Origin of the sequence: Commensalibacter papalotli (ex Servin-Garciduenas et al. 2014) (genome assembly GCF_000527695.1) — a bacterium.
Lineage (GTDB): Bacteria > Pseudomonadota > Alphaproteobacteria > Acetobacterales > Acetobacteraceae > Commensalibacter > Commensalibacter papalotli.
On record NZ_ATSX01000003.1, the window covers coordinates 124,795 to 144,721 of the forward strand.

At 38.3% G+C, this 19,927-nt stretch carries 13 protein-coding genes; 7 read left to right on the forward strand and 6 right to left on the reverse strand.

Annotation, left to right across the window (positions count from 1 at the left end):
* Nucleotides 1–380 precede the first annotated feature (380 nt).
* The 5 genes from dxs (at nucleotide 381) to hpnK (ending at nucleotide 6,690) form a co-directional block, all read left to right on the forward strand.
* Nucleotides 381–2,399, forward strand: coding sequence for a 1-deoxy-D-xylulose-5-phosphate synthase (gene dxs / locus COMX_RS09510; RefSeq protein WP_051462091.1), 2,019 nt, complete (start codon nucleotides 381–383; stop codon nucleotides 2,397–2,399).
* Between the two features lie 65 nt (nucleotides 2,400–2,464).
* Entirely contained in the window at nucleotides 2,465–3,118 is a 654-nt protein-coding gene (locus tag COMX_RS09515; protein WP_051462094.1) for an MlaC/ttg2D family ABC transporter substrate-binding protein, read from the forward strand.
* Between the two features lie 18 nt (nucleotides 3,119–3,136).
* Complete coding sequence (hpnI, locus tag COMX_RS09520) at nucleotides 3,137–4,315, forward strand: bacteriohopanetetrol glucosamine biosynthesis glycosyltransferase HpnI (protein WP_034340555.1); 1,179 nt, start codon at nucleotides 3,137–3,139, stop codon at nucleotides 4,313–4,315.
* 73 nt (nucleotides 4,316–4,388) lie between these two features.
* Nucleotides 4,389–5,813 (forward strand): hopanoid biosynthesis associated radical SAM protein HpnJ, encoded by a 1,425-nt coding sequence (gene hpnJ, locus COMX_RS09525; protein ID WP_034340557.1) that lies wholly within the window; start codon nucleotides 4,389–4,391, stop codon nucleotides 5,811–5,813.
* A 22-nt stretch (nucleotides 5,814–5,835) separates the two neighbouring features.
* A complete protein-coding gene (gene hpnK / locus COMX_RS09530) occupies nucleotides 5,836–6,690 on the forward strand; it encodes a hopanoid biosynthesis-associated protein HpnK (RefSeq protein ID WP_034340560.1) in 855 nt (284 codons plus the stop codon).
* Between the two features lie 13 nt (nucleotides 6,691–6,703).
* Here the strand turns inward: hpnK and trxA are convergent, their stop codons facing one another.
* From trxA to tsaE, 4 genes are all read right to left on the reverse strand, one after another.
* A complete protein-coding gene (gene trxA / locus COMX_RS09535) occupies nucleotides 6,704–7,030 on the reverse strand; it encodes a thioredoxin (RefSeq protein WP_034340569.1) in 327 nt (108 codons plus the stop codon).
* Between the two features lie 68 nt (nucleotides 7,031–7,098).
* On the reverse strand, nucleotides 7,099–10,653 hold the full coding sequence (gene addA, locus COMX_RS09540) for a double-strand break repair helicase AddA (protein ID WP_084051599.1): 3,555 nt from the start codon (nucleotides 10,651–10,653) through the stop codon (nucleotides 7,099–7,101).
* Nucleotides 10,650–13,715: a double-strand break repair protein AddB gene (addB, locus tag COMX_RS09545; protein WP_034340583.1), complete on the reverse strand. Its 3,066-nt coding sequence runs from the start codon at nucleotides 13,713–13,715 to the stop codon at nucleotides 10,650–10,652. Before addB ends, addA begins: the two co-directional genes overlap by 4 nt.
* Before the next feature lie 28 nt (nucleotides 13,716–13,743).
* Nucleotides 13,744–14,196, reverse strand: coding sequence for a tRNA (adenosine(37)-N6)-threonylcarbamoyltransferase complex ATPase subunit type 1 TsaE (tsaE, locus tag COMX_RS09550; RefSeq protein WP_051462096.1), 453 nt, complete (start codon nucleotides 14,194–14,196; stop codon nucleotides 13,744–13,746).
* 580 nt (nucleotides 14,197–14,776) lie between these two features.
* On the opposite strand from tsaE, the gene COMX_RS09555 reads away from it, so the two are divergent.
* Together COMX_RS09555 and alr are read left to right on the forward strand one after the other, a co-directional pair.
* A complete protein-coding gene (locus COMX_RS09555) occupies nucleotides 14,777–15,793 on the forward strand; it encodes an NAD(P)/FAD-dependent oxidoreductase (protein WP_034340588.1) in 1,017 nt (338 codons plus the stop codon).
* Between the two features lie 23 nt (nucleotides 15,794–15,816).
* On the forward strand, nucleotides 15,817–16,947 hold the full coding sequence (gene alr, locus COMX_RS09560) for an alanine racemase (protein ID WP_034340589.1): 1,131 nt from the start codon (nucleotides 15,817–15,819) through the stop codon (nucleotides 16,945–16,947).
* 483 nt (nucleotides 16,948–17,430) lie between these two features.
* Here the strand turns inward: alr and COMX_RS09565 are convergent, their stop codons facing one another.
* Together COMX_RS09565 and typA are read right to left on the reverse strand one after the other, a co-directional pair.
* Nucleotides 17,431–17,730, reverse strand: a complete 300-nt coding sequence (locus COMX_RS09565) for a hypothetical protein (protein WP_034340591.1) — start codon at nucleotides 17,728–17,730, stop codon at nucleotides 17,431–17,433.
* A 307-nt stretch (nucleotides 17,731–18,037) separates the two neighbouring features.
* Nucleotides 18,038–19,858, reverse strand: a complete 1,821-nt coding sequence (typA, locus tag COMX_RS09570) for a translational GTPase TypA (protein ID WP_034340594.1) — start codon at nucleotides 19,856–19,858, stop codon at nucleotides 18,038–18,040.
* Nucleotides 19,859–19,927 lie beyond the last annotated feature (69 nt).

Consider the following 19,927-nt stretch of genomic DNA (forward strand, 5'->3'; position numbering starts at 1 on the left):
TTGGATATTTATTTAAGATAAATAATATTATACGACAAGAGTAAAATCATCTTTTAAATAATAAAATATATTTCGTAAGAATAATTTTATTTAAAATCTTGTAAGTATATAATTTAGGAAACACCATAATATAATTCTATAAAAAGGGTAAATTTTTACACAAAACACTCCCTCTTATTCTATATGGTGATATATATATCACATAAATATCATGTGATTTTTAAAAAACAATATTAAAATGATCGAATATACTGTTTATTGAATAAAGATTGGTATAATTAGAAGTTTCAATCTAGTATTAAACAGTTTAATACAATTTTATGAAATACAAATGTTCCGCTCATTTGTATCCTTGTGTAACCAAACGGATGAGATCAAACATGGATGAACAACCCGAAAATCCTAAAAATCAAACCAATCCTTTAGGAAATGAATCGGCCAAATTCATTAAATCTATTCCTACCTATGGGCGCTTTCCCCTGCTGGATCATATTCAATATCCAGTTGATTTGAACAACTTATCTATCGAACAACTTGAACAAGTTGCTCGAGAACTGCGCGCAGAAACAATCGATGTTGTTTCAACAACTGGCGGGCATTTAGGCGCGTCTTTAGGTGTTGTTGAACTCACCGTTGCTTTACATGCAGTCTTTGATACACCCAGAGATTCCTTAATTTGGGACGTGGGACATCAAGCATACCCTCATAAAATCCTGACTGGACGCAGAGAATTAATTCGTACTCTGCGCCAACCTGGTGGATTGTCTGGTTTTACTAAACGCTCAGAAAGCATTTACGATCCATTTGGTGCAGCACACTCATCAACCTCTATTTCTGCTGCCTTGGGGATTGCTGTTGCTAATCATTACAAAGCAAAACATGATCCAAGTTACAAAGAACGTAGCGCAATTGCTGTAATTGGTGATGGCTCTATTACGGCGGGAATGGCTTATGAAGCCATGAATAATGCTGCTGTTGCAGGTCCTGGTGCTGAAAATCTTATTGTTATTTTAAATGATAACGAAATGTCGATTTCACAACCTGTCGGATCAATGTCTGTTTATCTGTCACAGCTTTTATCTTCTCGTCATTTCCTTGGACTTCGTGACCTTGCTGCCCGAGTAGCCAGCAAGCTTCCTGAAAGCATCGAAAAAAGAGCGAAAAGAGCAGAGGAATATGCACGCTCTATGATGACGGGTGGAACCTTGTTTGAAGAGCTCGGTTTTTATTATGTTGGGCCAATTGATGGTCATAATCTACAACAACTTGTTCCTGTTTTACGTAACTTGCGTGATGCAGAGCATCTTGGACCCGTTTTGCTTCATATTGTGACACAAAAGGGGTATGGATATAAACCAGCAGAAAGCTCTGGAGATAAATATCACGCTGTTTCAAAGTTTAACGTCATAACAGGCGAACAAACAAAAGCGCCTCCTGGTCCTGCTTCATATACCTCTGTTTTTAGCAAAGAATTGTTAAAATGTGCAGAAAAAGATGAACAAATCGTTGCTATTACCGCTGCAATGCCTACGGGAACAGGGTTAGATAAATTCGAGCAAAAATTCCCAGACCGTTATTTTGATGTAGGCATAGCTGAACAACATGCTGTAACATTTGCCGCTGGATTGGCTACAGAAGGCATCCGCCCATTCTGTGCAATTTACTCATCTTTTTTACAACGCGGTTATGACCAAGTCATGCATGACGTTGTTTTACAAAAGTTACCAGTTCGTTTTGCAATCGACCGTGCTGGGCTCGTTGGTGCTGATGGTGCAACGCATGCTGGAACCTATGATATTGCGTATTTAGGCTGCCTTCCTAATATCGTATTAATGGCTCCAAGTAATGAGTTAGAGTTAATGCATATGACGGCAACTGCTGCGGAGTTTGACGAGGGTCCGATTGCTTTTAGATTCCCACGAGGCCCTGGACTTGGATTAAAATTACCTAGCCAAGCTGAGATTTTGGAGATTGGTAAAGGCCGTATCGTCCAAGAAATGGGAGAGCAAACAGGAAAAGAAAAAGGTGGAATTGCTATCCTTTCTTTTGGTGCACGTTTAACTGAATGTTTGAAGGCAGCTGAAAATTTAACAGAGCAAGGTTACTCACCGACAATTATTGATGCACGATTTGCAAAACCGCTGGATACAGATTTAATCAACCAAATTGCTCGTAATCATAAAGTATTAATCACAATAGAAGAAGGTTCTCGTGGTGGTTTTGGCGCTTTTGTAATGGAACATCTTGCGGGAAATGGTTTGTTAGATAATATTCGCTTTAGACCCATGGTTATTCCAGATTTTTTCATTCACCATGATACGCAAACAGCACAATATGCTCAAGCAGGTTTGGATGCCACATCAATTGTAAAAACGGCTTTAAAAGCTATTGGGGCTTGATTATCGATCACCTTAGTCTAATATCATATGATAATGTATAAGTTAAACATAGAGTAAGTATAACAATGAAATTACGATATTTCTTTCTTTTGTGTGGTTTTACAGCACTTAGTGGTGCAAGCACCCAAGTTCTGGCACAAACCCTGTCTAAACAACCTATAGCAAGCACACCTAGTACAAATGCACAAAGTGCTTCTAAAGAACCTGTTGTAAAACTCTATCAAGCGTTAAGTGCTATTCAAAAATCTTCTAAAAATTCACCAGCGCAACGGACTGCTCTCTTAAATCAAGCGTTGGATGTCAGTTATGATTTTCCTGCGATTATTAGCAAAACTGTGGGGTATCGTTATGAAACTTTTACACCACAAGAAAAAGAAGCCGTTTTAACTGCATTTAAAAATTATACCACAGCACGGTATCTTTCAAGTTTTGCTGATAGTTCAGATACCCAATTCAAAATTTCTCCAGATGTAAAAACTGCGCCTTCAGGTACAAATCAAATTATTAGTACAACAGTTGGCTCTGGTAGTGATGCAACACAAATTAATTATATCGTTCATAAAACTCCACAAGGATGGAGAATTATTGATGTATTATTAAATGGAAATATCAGCCAGACGGCAATTCAACGTGGAGATTTTAGCTCTACCCTTGCCAAGGGTGGCAGCCAAGCTTTGGTTGAAATGTTGAATAAAAAAACACAATCATTTAACAAATAAAATAATTTCTGAGTCTTTATGTCTTGTTCACTTTTTAAGCTTTCAAAATCCAATAAACTTTTACTAAGTTGTGCTGCTTTAGGATGCATCCAAGCAGCCATTGGCTCTTTATTAGTTCATTTTTTTCAAAAGAATAAAAAAATAGAAAGCTATTCTACAAATACACTACCTAAAGTTACAGTATTTAAACCGTTATCGGGTAAAGAACCGTTACTCTTTGAAGCTTTACAAAGTTTCTGTGAACAAAACTATCCAAACTTACAAATTATTTTCGGTTTACACCACTCTAAAGATCCTGCGTTAACTATTGTCAAGAACTTACAAAAACTCTATCCGAATGTAGAGATTAATATTGTTGTTAATCCAGATATTCATGGGCATAATCGAAAAGTTTCAAACTTAATCAATATGTTTCCTGCTGCAAAACATGAAATTTTTATTATATCCGATTCAGACATTCATGCTCCTAATAAAAACTATCTAAAAGAGATGGTTTTAGAGCTACAAAAACCTAATATTGGTCTTGTAACTTCCTTATATAGTGGTCTTCCCTCTTTTGAATCTCGTGTTCAACATATAGCCAGTGCACATATCAACTATAATTTTATGCCTGGCGTGTTATTATCTCGATATCTAGGCCGGCAAGATTGCTTGGGCGCCGCCATTGCCATCAAGCGCGATTTATTAGAAAAAATTGGTGGGTTTACAAGCCTAGTTAATTACGTTGCTGATGATGCGGTCTTAGGAAGAAAAATTAAAGCACAATATTTGGATATTGCTCTTGCCCCTGATATTGTTCAAACAACAGTTACCGAAAAAGATTTGTTTTCACTTTATGAACATGAATTACGCTGGAATCGAACAACGTTTATTCTAGAACCTATTGGTTTTACACTATCATTTTTACAACTGCCATTATTTTGGGCATCTTTAGCGGTTATATTTAATCCACTAACTTGGATATCGTGGATATGTTTCTTGCTATGTTGGGGTGTAAAAGCACTTTGCTGTCTCTTAATTAACAAAAAATTAAACTATCCATCTTTACGCATAATATCTTTGCTTCCTTACAGAGATTGGTTCTCTGCGTTGGTCATGTTTAACAGCTTTTTTGGAACCAAAGTGACCTGGCGTGGACAAAAAATGACAATAAAAAAACATCCAGAGTTCCAAACGACACTATATAGTGATATATAACCAAATCAATTTAGTATTTTGAAAACTATATCTTTCTAACTAAAATAATATAAATCAAGGGAAAACTGCACTCATGATGAAAACGCTATTTTTACAACCCCCCTCTTTTGAAGGTTTTGATGGTGGTGCGGGTTCTCGTTATCAAGCAAAACGCGAAATTAAATCCTTTTGGTATCCAACTTGGTTGGCACAACCTGCGGCTTTGATTCCTGATAGCCGTCTTATTGATGCGCCTCCTGCTCGTTTAACTATGGATCCAATTTTAGCAGATGTGAAAAATCGTGACCTTGTCATCATGCACACATCTACTCCTTCTTTTGCTTCTGATCTTAAAGTTGCAAAAATGTTAAAGGAAACCAATCCATCGGTTAAAATCGGGATGGTTGGTGCAAAAGTTGCCGTACAACCTCAAGAAAGCCTTGAAAAAGGAGACGTTATTGATTTTGTCGCACGCAATGAATTTGATTTTACCATCAAAGACATCGCTGAAGGCATGGATTTTAAAAATGTTGATGGAATTTCGTGGCGTGATGCAAATGGTAAAATTGTCCATAACAAAGATCGTGCGATCATCGAAGATATGGACACCCTTCCATTCGTAACCGAAGTTTATAAAAGAGATCTTCGTATCGAAGATTATTTTATTGGTTACTTAAAACATCCTTATCTTTCTATCTATACTGGTCGTGGATGTAAATCTCATTGTACATTCTGCCTATGGCCACAAACTGTAGGTGGGCATAAATATCGTACGCGCAGCCCTCAACATGTTGCTGCTGAAATTCGTTTGGCTCAGCAATATTTCCCTCAAGTCAAAGAGTATTTCTTTGATGATGATACATTCACAGATGATTTACCTCGTGCTGAAGCAATCGCCAAAGAGCTCGGTAAATTAGGGGTAACATGGTCTTGTAATGCCAAAGCCAATGTGCCACGCAGCACACTAAAAGTATTACGTGACAATGGGCTTCGTCTGTTATTAGTTGGTTACGAAAGTGGCAACCAGCAAATCTTACACAACATTAAAAAAGGTATGCGCGTAGAAGTTGCTCGCGAATTTACCAAAAACTGTCATGAACTAGGTATTAAAATCCACGGTACATTTATCTTGGGGCTTCCTGGTGAAACCAAAGAAACCATCCAAGAAACGATTAAATTTGCAACTGAGATTAACCCTCATACAATGCAAGTTTCTTTGGCAGCACCTTATCCTGGAACATTCTTGTATAAACAAGCAATGGAAAATGGTTGGTTAGATAAAGATCATGCTGAGTTAATTGATGAAAATGGGGTTCAGATTGCACCTTTACATTATCCACACTTATCTCATACAGAAATCTTTGATAGTGTAGAAACCTTCTATAAAAAATTCTATTTCCGCGCGCCCAAAATTGCTTCTATTGTTGGAGAAATGGTTACCAGCCCACAAATGATGAAGCGTCGTTTGCGTGAAGGTATTGAATTCTTTCAATTCCTACGCGACAGACATACTCCTTAATTGGTGAACGATAAGAGGCCTTGTGACTAGACAAGTTTTATTTTCAGCTGATGATTTTGGGCTTTCTGTTGAAGTTAATGAAGCAATAGAAATAGCCCATCATCGGGGTGTATTGAACACGGCAAATCTTATGATTGGTGGTGCCGCAGCACAAGATGCAATTAAACGAGCAAAAAAAATGCCTAACCTCAAAGTTGGGCTACATTTAGTGGTGATTGAAGGCCCTGCTATTCTTCCATACTCTGAAATCCCTTCAATTATTAATACTGATAACCAATTCCCCTCGGATCAATTAAAAATGGGAATTGATTATTTTTTTAATAAAAAAAAACAATATCAATTACGCAGAGAAATTAAGGCACAGTTACAGGCGTTTATTGATACTGGATTAGCATTAGACCATGTTGATGTACATAAACATATGCATCTTCACCCCAGTGTTGGAAAAATGCTCATTGAACTATGCAAAAAATTTAATGTACGTAATATTCGTGTGCCACACGAGCCCTTTAAAATATTAATGGCAATTGACAAAACCAATTACAAAGAGAATTTTGGTAATATTCTTGTCCAATACTGGACAAATATTTTAAAATATCAACTAAGGCGTAGCAATATGCGTTATTTAGATTGGTGTTTTGGATTATCTTGGTGTGGGCATATGAATTTTGAAAAGATTTCAAAATTATTAGTGAACTTACCAAATGGCCGTTCAGAGATCTTTTTTCACCCTTCGATTAGCCATACGGGGCTTTATCAAAATCTAATGCCTGATTACGAACCTACTCGGGAATTAGAGACTTTGTGTCATCCAGATTTACCCAAGATTTTACAAGAAAATAACATTATCCCAATCACTTGGGATAATGTTCGTTAGATAGATTAATAACTTATATAGCAGATTCAATCCAAGTTTTTAATTTATCTTTTGGTAAAGCACCTACTTTGGTTGCCACAGGAACACCGTCTTTGAATAAAATCATTGTTGGAATACCGCGCACGCCAAATTTTGTAGGTGCATCTGGGCTTTCTTCAACATTAACCTTAGCAATCGTTAATTGATCACCCATTTCTTTAGCTAATTCTTCTAATACTGGAGCAACCATTTTACATGGGCCACACCATTCTGCCCAAAAATCAACCAATACTGGCTTTGAAGATTTTAAAACATCTGCTTCAAAAGAAGCATCTGTAACTGCCTTTGTAAATTCACCCATTATAAATTCCTTTTACATAAATCGAATCAATATTTATTACTTTATACATAATAGCGATTATTTCGAAATCAAGAAAGCCTATCTTTTCCACTTGGTATATAATTGAGCAATAACTCCTTGGGTAAGATCATGATTTTAGCTATATCTGTCCAGACAATCAAAGGGTTTATTTGATGTTTAGGATGCATCATGGTCAATAAAGACCAATAAGCTGCCATTTGCTTTAAATAAATAACAGGGACATCCTCTGCCTCTCGAGGAATTTTACGACCCGACTTAAAATCACATAATAAAATCTGATCTGATAAGATACGCATCCGATCAATTTGACCCGTAATCACTATTCCATTAACCATCCCAACCAAAGGTTGCTCTACCAAACTTTGTTGATCAAACAAAGAGTGAAGCAAAGGATGCGTAATAATATTCAACACCTGCTCAATCAATTTTTGTATTTCCTTAGTGGAAAATTGACTTTCCAAAGGCTTTAACCACTGTAATGCAATAGCTGCACGTTGCTCTGATGGACAATCAGGTAAATATTGTAAAAGCTGATGTACCAAACGGCCTCTATATAATGGGTCTCTTTTAGCCTTAGTCTGCAAAGGAGATATAAACGAGGGAATATCCCCTAACTCTATTCCTTCTGGGCGACTAGGAGCTAAATGCGTTGTTGATATTTTTTCAGAAGGCAGTGGAGTGGCAATCCAATTATTGTCCTGTCCCATCCAATCAGGAAGTTTTGTTAGGTTTTGAACCTTGTTAATAATGTTGTCCTTAACAAAAGATGTTGCAACTGCAAGCTTCTGCTCAATCCATAAATGCTCGCCCTCCCATCCTTTGGTAAAATCACGTGAATATGCATTTAATTCGCGTAGTGCCGCAACACTATGTTTATACCAATTTCCTATAGGTAACTCTTTATCCTCAGAAACTGTTTTTTGCCAACCACAAATTAATAACCACTCGCTGGCACGCGTTAACGCTACATATAATAGCCGATTGCTTTCAGCCTCAGCCGTTAATTTTTTTTCATCTTTATCCATCTGACTTTCAGCAATATCAAACTGTTTTTGCGGAATATATAAAGGCACTGTCATCCCACGAGATAGATCTTTTTTCCAGATTAACACTTTGTCTGACTGGAATCCTCCTTGTTTCACTGCAGGGTTCATTGTATCAGGTAGAATAACCAGGCGCCCTTGAAGCCCTTTGGCACCATGCACCGTCATAATACGCACCATATCGATCGTTGATTCAGCTTCATTTTTAATCATGCGTTCGGATTGCTTCAACCAATATAAGAACCCTTGCAAAGAAGGCGTATGAAGCGTTTCGTAATGTAGTGCTTGAGAGAGCAACTCATCAATTGCTTCAATAGCCTCTCCACCCAATCGTGCCAATAACCTTGTACGCCCTTGATGTTCACCCAAGATTTCTACCAACAATGCATAAGGTGTTACAAAGTCAATACGCAGAAATAGGCTAGACAGCATTTTCCAGACGGCCGACCAATCTTCTCTTTCTTTATGCCTTATAAACAAAGTTCCCCAAAGGCTCTGCCCATTTTTTCGTGGTACAGCCAGGGCCATCAAGCTTTCTTCGCTTACCCCCCCCAAAGGAGATTTTAATACACACGCCAACGCCAAGTCATCTTGAGGCAACAATAAGACCTCGCATAAAACAAGCAAATCTTGAACAGCGAGCTGGTCCAACAATTGCGTTTTAACCAAGTTTGCCAAAGGAATATTTTTAGATTTCAAGGCACGAATAAGCGCTTTGGAAAACAGAGATCTTTTACGAATAAGAATTAAAATATCGCCAGCTTGAATAGGCTTGCCCCCATAAGAAGGCACTTTGCCAATTTGTTGAGAAATCCAATCAGCCAGTGTATCAGCTAATATGAGTTCTGCACTTTGATATTTTTGATTTTTCGTTAATGGTTGCCATAACTGCATTGCCCCATCTTGATCCAAGGCATCAATGCGAGTTAATGGCCAGATATCCACTCGACCTGGTGCTTCTAGTTGTGCAGAACGATGAGAAAGAATTTGACTGTCTTTATCTTCCCCTGATAACCCTGCAAGTCCTTGTTTTGGATCAAAAACATGATCAACAAAATCTAAAATGATCTGACTGGAACGAAAAGAAACCCTTAACTGAGGATCCTCCCATAATTGATCCGCCTGCATTACCGTTTGTTTGAAGATTTTATGCCAGTATAAGAATTCTTGAGGTTTAGCGCCTTGAAAAGAATAAATCGACTGCTTGTAATCCCCCACCGCAAAAACTGTTCTAGGATGTGATTGATCCTCGTCACGCCCAATACCAGAAAAAAATTCTGTAGATAAATCCGCAGCTATTTTCCATTGCTCGGCAGAGTTATCCTGAACCTCATCCAACAAGATATGATCCAACCCACCATCAAGTTTATATAATACCCAAGCAGAACCAGGATCATCTAACAAGACTAATGTATAAGCAATTAAATCATTATAATATAAAGCCCCTTGGTTACGCTTAATTTCTTGATAGCGTTGCCAGATAGGCGCAAAAACACGCATTAACGCCAAGGTATATTCATAAACACTATATCGATTTAACTGATCAATAACTTCCAGAATATATTCCCCTTGATTAACAAAATAAGCCGCAATATCGGGATCATCCGTTTTATTTCCTTTGATTGATTTTATTTCATTTTTCTGTGTTAAAAAGCAATTTGTTAATACATCCCACAAAGCAACACGCTGCGCAGCTGGTTCTGCCAACCATTGTAAACCAAATTCACCAATCTTATTCAGGCTTTTCGCATTTGCAGCAACAGCTTGTTCGAAGTAAGATTTAAATTCTTTCTCATCACGCCATTCCTGACAAACAGCATGTAAATAGTCTATTTTACTGGCGTAGGAAAGTTGTAATAATTCACGCAGATATACATCAAAATTACCCTGCTCTATTAATCGAAAAACATCAGGTAAAAACCGTTGATTTTGTTGCAGTTCTTGTAAAATCTCCAAGAAATTTTGACTGCTTACCATAGGACTTAAAAGTTGAATATCGTGCTTTGAAGCCAAATGGATTTTTTCATCAAAAGCTTGCTTAAATGCAAGAATATTATCCCCTTCTTCAATAATTTTAAATTGAGGATTAATTGATGCTTCCAAAGGAAATCGTTGTAAGATTGACTGACAAAACGCATGATTAGTTTCGATACGCATTCCCCCTGGCAAATCCAGCACCTGGGCAAATAATGCACGTGCAGCCTTACGCATGGCTTCATCAGGTACTATTTGTAAATCCGACAAAGCTTGATTTAACTCTTGTTCAGAATAGCCTACCCATTCACTAAGTTTATGCTGTAAACGAATTGCCATTTCTGCTGCTGCTGCTTTGGAATAGGTTAAACATTGGATTTTTTGAGGATGTGTGCCTGGTTGTAACGTGCCATCTCGCCCTTTTCTGGGCAACATCAACCGTAATAGGCGATCCACTAATAACTTTGTCTTACCGCTGCCCGCAGAGGCTGACACAAATACAGAAATCGTCGGTGTTGATGCCAGCCTTTGTTGTGCATTGGCCTCATCAACTGGTGTTGTCATTGAAAATTCAAGCTGCATCATTCCCCCTCTGCCATGCTGCTCCACTCTAGCACTCTGGCCAGATGCACATAATCACCAAATCGTGGAACCCCACCACTAGAAGACTTATCAAACAAATACGGGCGAGGACGAGATAAATAAGGCTGCTTAGGATCATTGTAACGTTGGATAAGACGAATTAATGCTTGCCAATGATCTTGCATTAGTTGAGATATGTTTGCTTCAATAGAAACCTCTTGCCCAGATTTATCTTTGATTTTTTTCCCAATCTTAATTTGCTTGTCATTATCCAATCCTCCTTTAAGACTCCAGTAATAAAGTTGGATAATAATTTTATCTGCAAGATTTGGACCAAAGGCACCGCGATAAGCCATCACAGCTTCTAATATCAGCTGTGGCGAGTTCCCTTTTTGAACGCTTTCAATTGATGGCGCTTGACCAGTTTTATAATCAAAAATCTCGATAGTGCCATCATAATTTAAATCAATACGATCCGCTATTCCACGCAACGTAAAGGCAATCCCTGTCTCCTCGGAAAAATCATAAGAGCCCGATATTTCTGAATAAACACAACCAAAATTCTTTTGATTACGACGTTCTTGTTCCTGAGCATATACCCATTGAGCAATTTTAAGAACTCGAGAACGCCACCATTCACGCATAGACGGGATAATATCTCGTCTTTCCTCCAAGGCTTGAATCATACATTCTTGAACTTTACCTTCATCCCAACCAATTTGCTGATAGGCTCTTTTTAACCCGTCGTGCACAACATTTCCAAAGATGCTGGCGGAACGGTCTTCTTCAAGTCCTACTATTTTTCTAAGTTTTAAAATTCGCTTGGCGTAAATTTCATAAGGATCTTTAAGCCAATATTCGACATCGGTAATCGAAATTGATTTAGGTCGCCATACCAACGGTGGTGTCGGCCTTGGTGGAGCAATAGGGTTTGCGGCTCCTTTGGGTTGATCTAATAATTTTGCCCATGATAAAGCAGGATGTTCCACTATAACCCCATCTCGACCTTTTAGCCATGCTTTTAAGCGCGTAATCCAACGCGATGGCACAACAGGGGCATTATCCCTTTGTAAAGGTACTGACAAAACAATCTCAGGCACCGAACAACAAAGAAGCATAAAATCATAGGCTGAACGTCCGACCTCGGCATCAGGCAAAGGGATCCCCATTTTGGTACGCATCGGTCTGCTGATCCAAGGGCCAGAATCAATCACAGGAGGCCACACCCCTTCAGATAATCCACCCAAAATAACCATATCGACAACCTGCAACCGCGCTTCAATTAATCCCCAAATATAAACTCTGGGATGAAGCTCTTTATCTTTTCGCCCCCGCAAAACTCGGCGCGTATGCACAATCATCCCTGTATAAGATGCGTTTAAAATCCCCTCGAACTCTTGTAACGTAATGTCGGCTAGAATCTGAGCCTCAGCTATGATATTGCGTAAATGTTCAGCCAAAGCATTTCCTTCTTCAGCAGTCCATAAAAGTTCTTCACCTGCTTGTTCAACATTTGAAGTTAATGCTTCTGCCACTTCAACCAAAGCAATCGCCCACTGATCTGCCGAACGCTTATATGCACCTTCGAGTAAAGGTGCCATAAATCTTTCCAATAAATGGATCAAATTTAAAATCTCAGAAGCATGAGCTAGAAATTGAGTTGATTGCTCGCCTAAATATTCAGGATGAGAAAGCTCTAGTTCTGCAATTCTTTGGCGCGTCGCATATCCAATCGTCTCTAGCCCCGAAGCAGCAAATTGCCGTAAAATATTAACCTCTAAAAGACGTGTATATTCACGACAAGTCTTATGAACATATCCACAACATACAAAAGGGTGTTTTAACAAAGAAAGTAAAGAAACTGGTGTAAATTTCTCAATACAAGCTCTGGTCAACAGACTTAATAAAATTGCAGCTGGCGTTTTATATAAAGGCTCGCCCGCACTGTCATCCGCGACAATACCCCAACGTCCTAACTCTAACGCTACTCGCATAGCTAAATTACGGTCAGGCGTCACCAAAGCCACTATCTTTTCAGGTTGTTTCAAAGCATCCCTTATTATTAACGCAATAGAGACTGCTTCTTGTTGTTGATCCCTGGGTTCTGATAAATAACAATTTGGTAAGGACACTGTATCCTGATCAGCAAGCCATTGATCAAGTAATTCTGCGGGCAATAAAGTCTGTTGAAACGCTTTTACACGCTCAAAAGGAACCAATCTTGTCTCTTCATCTTGCCAAATTTGAAAATCAAAACGTTTGACCCCCAAGGCAGTAAACATTTTTGCCATTTCTGCATAAGGATGCGTTAAAGATAAATCACTCCATATGTCTTCGGGTAAGTCCTCTTGGATACCCGTTACGATTAACTTTCCCTTAGACATTTGCATTATTGAAGACAGCAACTCGACTACCGCAGGACGGGCATCAATGAATCCCACCGCCCAAACAGGTTCATTTGATCCCAACTCTTGCCAGTAATGCGCTTGGATACGCAATAAAGCAACCTTTCTGGCAATAGGATTCATTACTTGGTTGTCTAATAACCATTGTGGCCAGATATCAGTAATAATTGTTAAAAACTTTAAAATATTTTGCCAATGCTCTGCATATTCTCCGTCCACGGCTTTTGGCAATGCTTCATGTAAACTACAATCTGCCCATTCAGCTTCATCCATTAATTCCGCAAGAGAACAAGCCAGTTTCCATATTTCCCCTGCTTGCTCTTTATGTTCTAAGGACTGATCCATCCGCATAATCAGTTTAGTTAAGAGTGAGGTTCGCAAAATCGGATCAACAGCAGGTGGCAGAGAAAAAACGTGCTCACCTTTTAAGATTAATGCCGATTCATCAATTGCACCAATTGACATAATTCTAGGAAGTAAAATCGGCTTACCTTTGGTGATCCTAAGGAACGTATCGATCAGAGCTTTGACGGTTCTTTGATTAGGAACAAGAATAATGCCTTGGCGAATCATATCGGGTTGATTTTGAACCTCAGTCATCCACCGTTTAGCCAATATTTCTAAAAAAGGCATATTAAACGGTATTGAAACTAAATTCATGCCATCCCCTTATTCCTGATATAATTCATTAAACTGATAAAAGAGATAAACGATCGGGCCACCCTGTTAATCTGGCATGCCTTAATGTTTCAGATTGGATGGAAAGATGGATTTGTAAAGCATTGTCTGGTATCAAAGAGCCCAAACGCTCTGGCCATTCCACCAAGGTCACACCTTCTTTGGCATCTTCCCAATCAAGCTCTATTAAATCATCTTCATGATTAAGGCGCCACAGGTCGTAATGATACAACGAAAACTCAAATGTGTCATATTGTTGTACCAAAGTAAATGAAGGGCTGGGAACCTCCATATAAGGATCTCTACACACAACCCTTAGCAATGCACGTGCCAAAGACGTTTTACCTACACCTAACGGTCCATATAATAAGATAGAATCGTGTGGTTTTATAAAAGACGCTATCTTTTTGGCTAATAGCTCGGTCGCCTTTAAGTCTGGTAACGAATATATCAACTCATCCATCCTCATTAGTATCCTTATCCAACAACGATTACCATCAAATAGCTCTTTTCATCATATACTTGCATCTAACAATTATAAAAAGTGTTACAGATATTAGTTTATAAATGGAAGTTATTATAAAAAAATTATTACTTAATAAACCAGTTTGATTTTAATCAATACAATCAAATCTGAAAGCACAAAATGTCCAAATAAATAACAAGAAATCTTCTCGGATGATACTCTCCATTAACAGTGATAATTAAATAATATGGCTAGGTTCTCTACGGAAACAATATGGGCATACATACCTGTATATAAAATTTTTATAATGACTAACAAGACGATCAAACATTATTTATTTTTAACTATATGAGTTTATAAAAAATGCATAATATCCATCTTAACGTCTTTAAAAATAACCTCTTATGATCGTGATTTTCATTTATCTTCTGTGCCCCACGTTTCGTCTCTTTCCCTGATTACTGAAAACATGATATATATTCACCCGTATCACATTTATTAATCGGTATATATTGTTCAAAATTCATATATTAAAATATAAATATTTTATAGTTCCACAGTGTTAAAGGTCCAAACTATGACAAAGTCCTCTATCTCTACTGATGTCGCCATTATTGGTGCAGGTCCAACTGGACTATTTACTGCTTTTGAATGCAGCATGCTCAAAATGGCTTGTACCTTGATTGATACATTGGAACATGTAGGGGGGCAATGTTCAGCTCTTTACCCAGAAAAACCGATTTATGATATTCCAGCCCACCCTTCTATTACTGCTCAATCTTTAATTGATTCTTTGGAAAAACAAATTGAGCCTTTTTCTGTACCACGCCTTCTGTCAAGAACGGTGGTAGAGCTTAAAGGGGAAAAAGGCAATTTTACCCTTATCACCCATAAAGGCGATGAAATTCATGCCAAAGCAGTGATTATTGCTGCGGGTGCAGGGGCTTTTGGTCCTAATCGCCCTCCACTCGTTGACATAGAACTTTATGAAAAATCAGGGAACGTACATTATTATGTGCGTTACAGTGATCAATTCATTGGCAAAGATATTGTCATTGCTGGTGGTGGTGATTCTGCTGTGGATTGGGCTTTAGCCCTTAAAGACAAAGCTAGCTCTATTTCCCTTGTTCATCGTAGGGATCGTTTCCGTGCTGCCCCAGAAAGCCTATGCCGCCTTGATCAAGCAATTGCAAAGGGCGAAATTAAAAAAATGGTTCCTTATCAATTACACCAACTTCATGGCGAGCACGGGGCTATGACCCAAGTTGACGTTATTTCCATGGACGGAGAGATACAAAAACTTAAGGCAGATCATCTATTAGCTTTCTTTGGCCTCACAACTGATCTTGGTCCTTTGCAATCATGGGGCCTAGAAACTGTTCAAGGCCGTATTCCTGTTAATCAAAGCACATTGCAAACTAACAAAGAAGGCATTTATGCAGTTGGAGATATTGTGCAATATCCTGGAAAATTAAAGTTAATCCTGCAAGGTTTCAGTGAATGTGCTATGGCAGCTCATGCGATTTATTCTGTTGTTCGCCCCGAGCTTGCACTTCATTTTGAGCATTCTACAACCTTGGGAATTCCTAAATAATTAAAATAGAATAGGCAATTTGTATGTCACAACCTTACCCTTTTGTTGACCCTACATTATTTACGCAAAATGCTGGGGCTGAACTTTATATTGATCTTTCTGCTATCGTGCAAAACTATCATTATTTACAAAAGAGAATAAGCTCCGCTCAATGTGGGGCTGTTGTGAAAGCCAACGCCTATGGACTAGGAATGATCGAAATTGCTAAAGCATTAGCAAAGGCTGGGTGTAAAGATTTTTTTGTCGCACACTTGGATGAAGGAATAGCTTTACGCAGTATTCTCAACCAAGATTATACTATTTACGTCCTACACGGCCTTCCACCCAGTACCGAATCACTTTTTATCAAACATCATTTAACGCCTATTCTGAATGATATTAACCAACTTCATCATTGGTTAAAATTATGTAATGACCGTAATACTTCCTATTCTGCTGGAGTTCAGTTTGATACGGGTATGTCTCGATTTGGAATTGAAGAGGAAGAATTAAGTAATTTACAACAACGCAACTGGGGGGTTTTTCAACCTAGTCTAATCATGAGTCATCTGGCCTGTGCTGACACGCCAACTCATCCAGCAAATCGCCAGCAACTTGAGCGATTCCAAGCTATTAAACAACAAATTCCCAATTGTCGTGCCAGCCTTGCTGCTTCCAGTGGTATTTTTCTCGGGCAAGACTGGCATTTTGACTTGGTAAGACCAGGAGTGGCATTATATGGGGGAAATCCAACACCTGGGCAACCCAACCCAATGCAAAGTGTCATTTCTTTACAAGGAACTATTATTCAGTTACGCCATATTTCTAAAGGTGCATTTATTGGTTATGGAGCCACTTTTACCGCTCCAAAAGATATGCGTCTTGCTTGGATTTCTATTGGTTATGCAGATGGATTTTTCCGCGCATTTAGTAATAAAATCTCTGCTCTCAGCCCACAATTTCCCAAAATACCCCTTGCGTTATTGGGGCGTGTTTCCATGGATTCGTTATGTGTAGATATTACTGAGCTTCCTGACACAGCACTACAGGTCGGCGATAAAATTGAAATTATTGGCGATCACCATCCTATCGATAGTCTTGCACAACAAGTTGATACAATTGGGTATGAGATTCTAACGTCTCTGGGCAATCGATATCATCGGATTTACAGTTAATTATTTAAACGTAAAACCAAAGAAATTATCTGCCTCAAGCGTTAATTTCTTTTCAATATCATCTGTACTGTAAATCAACACTACTGATGCAAAAGGTGTATAGCTATAAGATGCTTGCGTGATTTTAACATCTTATTATGTTTTGAAGAGTTGAGCATAAAGAGACATTTAAACAAATTGATCATCTTGATTAATATCAAATCACAAATTTATTTTATTGATCTTATTGGCTGAAATACAGCCGTAATTATCCATATAAATTTCAGAGATAACCACATCAAAATAAAAAAAATCGCTCATATACCTGATGGAAAATATGTGTATTTTCAAAATCAATATAACCTGAGACAATAATATCTTTTATATATCTTTGGGTTATATAGTGAACAAAGTGTTTCATATTTATTTTACACTACACATAATAAAAAGTGGGACAGGTTTCCCCATCCCACTTTTATGAAAACTAACTATGAGAAGTTAGAATTATTCTGCTGCTGGAGCTTCTGAAGCTGCTGCTTCTGGAGCTGCTTTTTTACCATGATGAGCTTTTTTACCATGATGAGCTTTTTTGCCTTCATGTTTTTTACCATCATGAGCTTTTTTACCATGATGAGCAGGAGCTTTACCTTCTGGAGCAGCAGGAGCTGCTGGAGCTGCTTCTGCAGGAGCTGCTGCTGGAGCAGGAGCTGGTGCTGGAGCTGCTTCTTGTGCGAATGCAGGAGCTGCGAAACCTAATACTGCTACAGTTGAAAGAACTGTTGAAAGACGAGAAAATAATTTCATTTATATCACCATTGCTTTAAAAAAAACGGTATCGAAAACCATGTTGTTTCGACATGAACAAAAGCTAACATAATGTGTTGAATGTGTCTTAAAATAAAGTTAAGGTTTTGTTACGATTTTTTACAACTGCGCCATATTTTAATCTTATTTAGAATAAATTGCCTTGTTTAAAAATTATAAAATGGCATATTCTCGTCATATTTACAAAAAACACTGTAAAACCATAGGTTTATTATCATACAATTTGTTACAAAAAAAGCCATCTTAAAATGAATTAAGATGGCTTTTTAACATTTAGTTACAAGAATTAAGCACTTTTTTGGCGCGTATTCTTTTTACGGTCGTGAGGATTCAAATAAAGCTTACGAATACGCACTGCTGATGGAGTCACTTCAACCAACTCATCATCTTCAATATAAGCAATAGCTTGTTCCAAAGACATTTTACGAGGTGGGACTAACAATAAAGCTTCGTCTTTACCAGCAGCACGAATATTGGTCAGTTTCTTTTCTCTAACAGGATTTACATCCAAATCATTTTCACGAGAATGCTCACCCAAAATCATGCCCACATAGACTTTTTCACCATTGCTGACAAACAATGTTCCACGATCTTGTAAGGAGAACAAAGAATATTGAACAGCTACACCGTCTTCAGCAGAAATCAATGATCCATTACGACGACCTGGAATTGCACCAGCCCAAGGACCATATCCTGAAAACAGGCGGTTCATAATCCCAGTACCACGTGTATCCGTTAAGAATTCATTGTGATACCCAATTAACCCACGTGATGGAATCGCAAAAGTTAACCGAACTTTACCTCCACCAGATGGGTTCATGTCCTGCATAACGCCTTTACGTACTGATAGTTTTTCTACCACAACACCAGAATAAGGCTCATCAACATCAACCAAAACTTCTTCGTATGGCTCTTCTTTCTCACCAGTCTCTTCGTTGATTTGAGTCAATACTTTTGGACGACCAATGGTTAATTCAAACCCTTCGCGACGCATGGTTTCAATTAAAACGCCTAATTGCAATTCGCCACGTCCTGCAACTTCAAACGCATCGCTTTCATTACTATCTGTCACTTTAATTGCAACGTTACTTTCGACTTCACGGAACAAACGCTCACGAATCTGACGAGAAGTAACTTTCTTACCTTCACGACCACCCAAAGGACCATCGTTAATACGGAAAGTCATTGATAAAGTTGGTGGATCAATTGGGTCTGCGTGTAATGCTTCTGTTACTTCTGGTGATGCAATGGTTTCAGAAACTGTTGCTTCAGAAAGACCAGCAATCGCAACAATATCCCCAGCTTGCACTTCATCAACAGCGACTCGTTCCAAACCTCTGAATGCTAATAACTTACTGATACGACCTGTTTCAACAATTGTTCCGTCAACACGTAACACACGTACGGGCATATTAACTTTTGCAACGCCTTGTTCAACACGACCTGTAAGGATACGGCCCAAGAAATTATCAGCTTCCAAAATACTAGCAACCATTGCGAATGGCGCATCTTTATTTACATTTGGAGCTGGCACATGTTTAACAATCAAATCAAATAAAGAGCTTAAATCCTCTTTATGACCCTCAACAACATAATCTGCCCAACCTTGACGACCAGAAGCATAAAGCATTGGGAAATCTAATTGATCATCATTGGCACCTTGTGCTGCAAAAAGATCAAAAACTTCATCATGCACTTCATCCGCACGAGCGTCAGAACGATCAACTTTGTTCACCACAACAATTGGGCGTAAACCACGTTTTAATGCTTTTGCAACAACGAATTTTGTCTGTGGTAAAGCCCCTTCAGCAGCATCAACTAATACCACTGCACCATCAACCATTGATAAAATACGTTCTACTTCACCACCAAAATCAGCATGGCCTGGGGTATCAATAATATTAATCCGTACATCGTTCCAAACAACTGATGTACATTTTGCCAAAATTGTAATACCACGTTCACGTTCTAAATCATTACTGTCCATCGCGCGTTCAACAACATGTTGATTTTCGCGAAAAGTCCCAGACTGTTGTAATAATTGATCCACTAAGGTTGTCTTGCCATGGTCAACGTGCGCAATAATGGCAATGTTACGGATTTGCATAATACTCTATTTTCTCCAATAAAATTAATTCTCTATGCCTTATCCAAAGCATAAATATCTTTAGAAGTT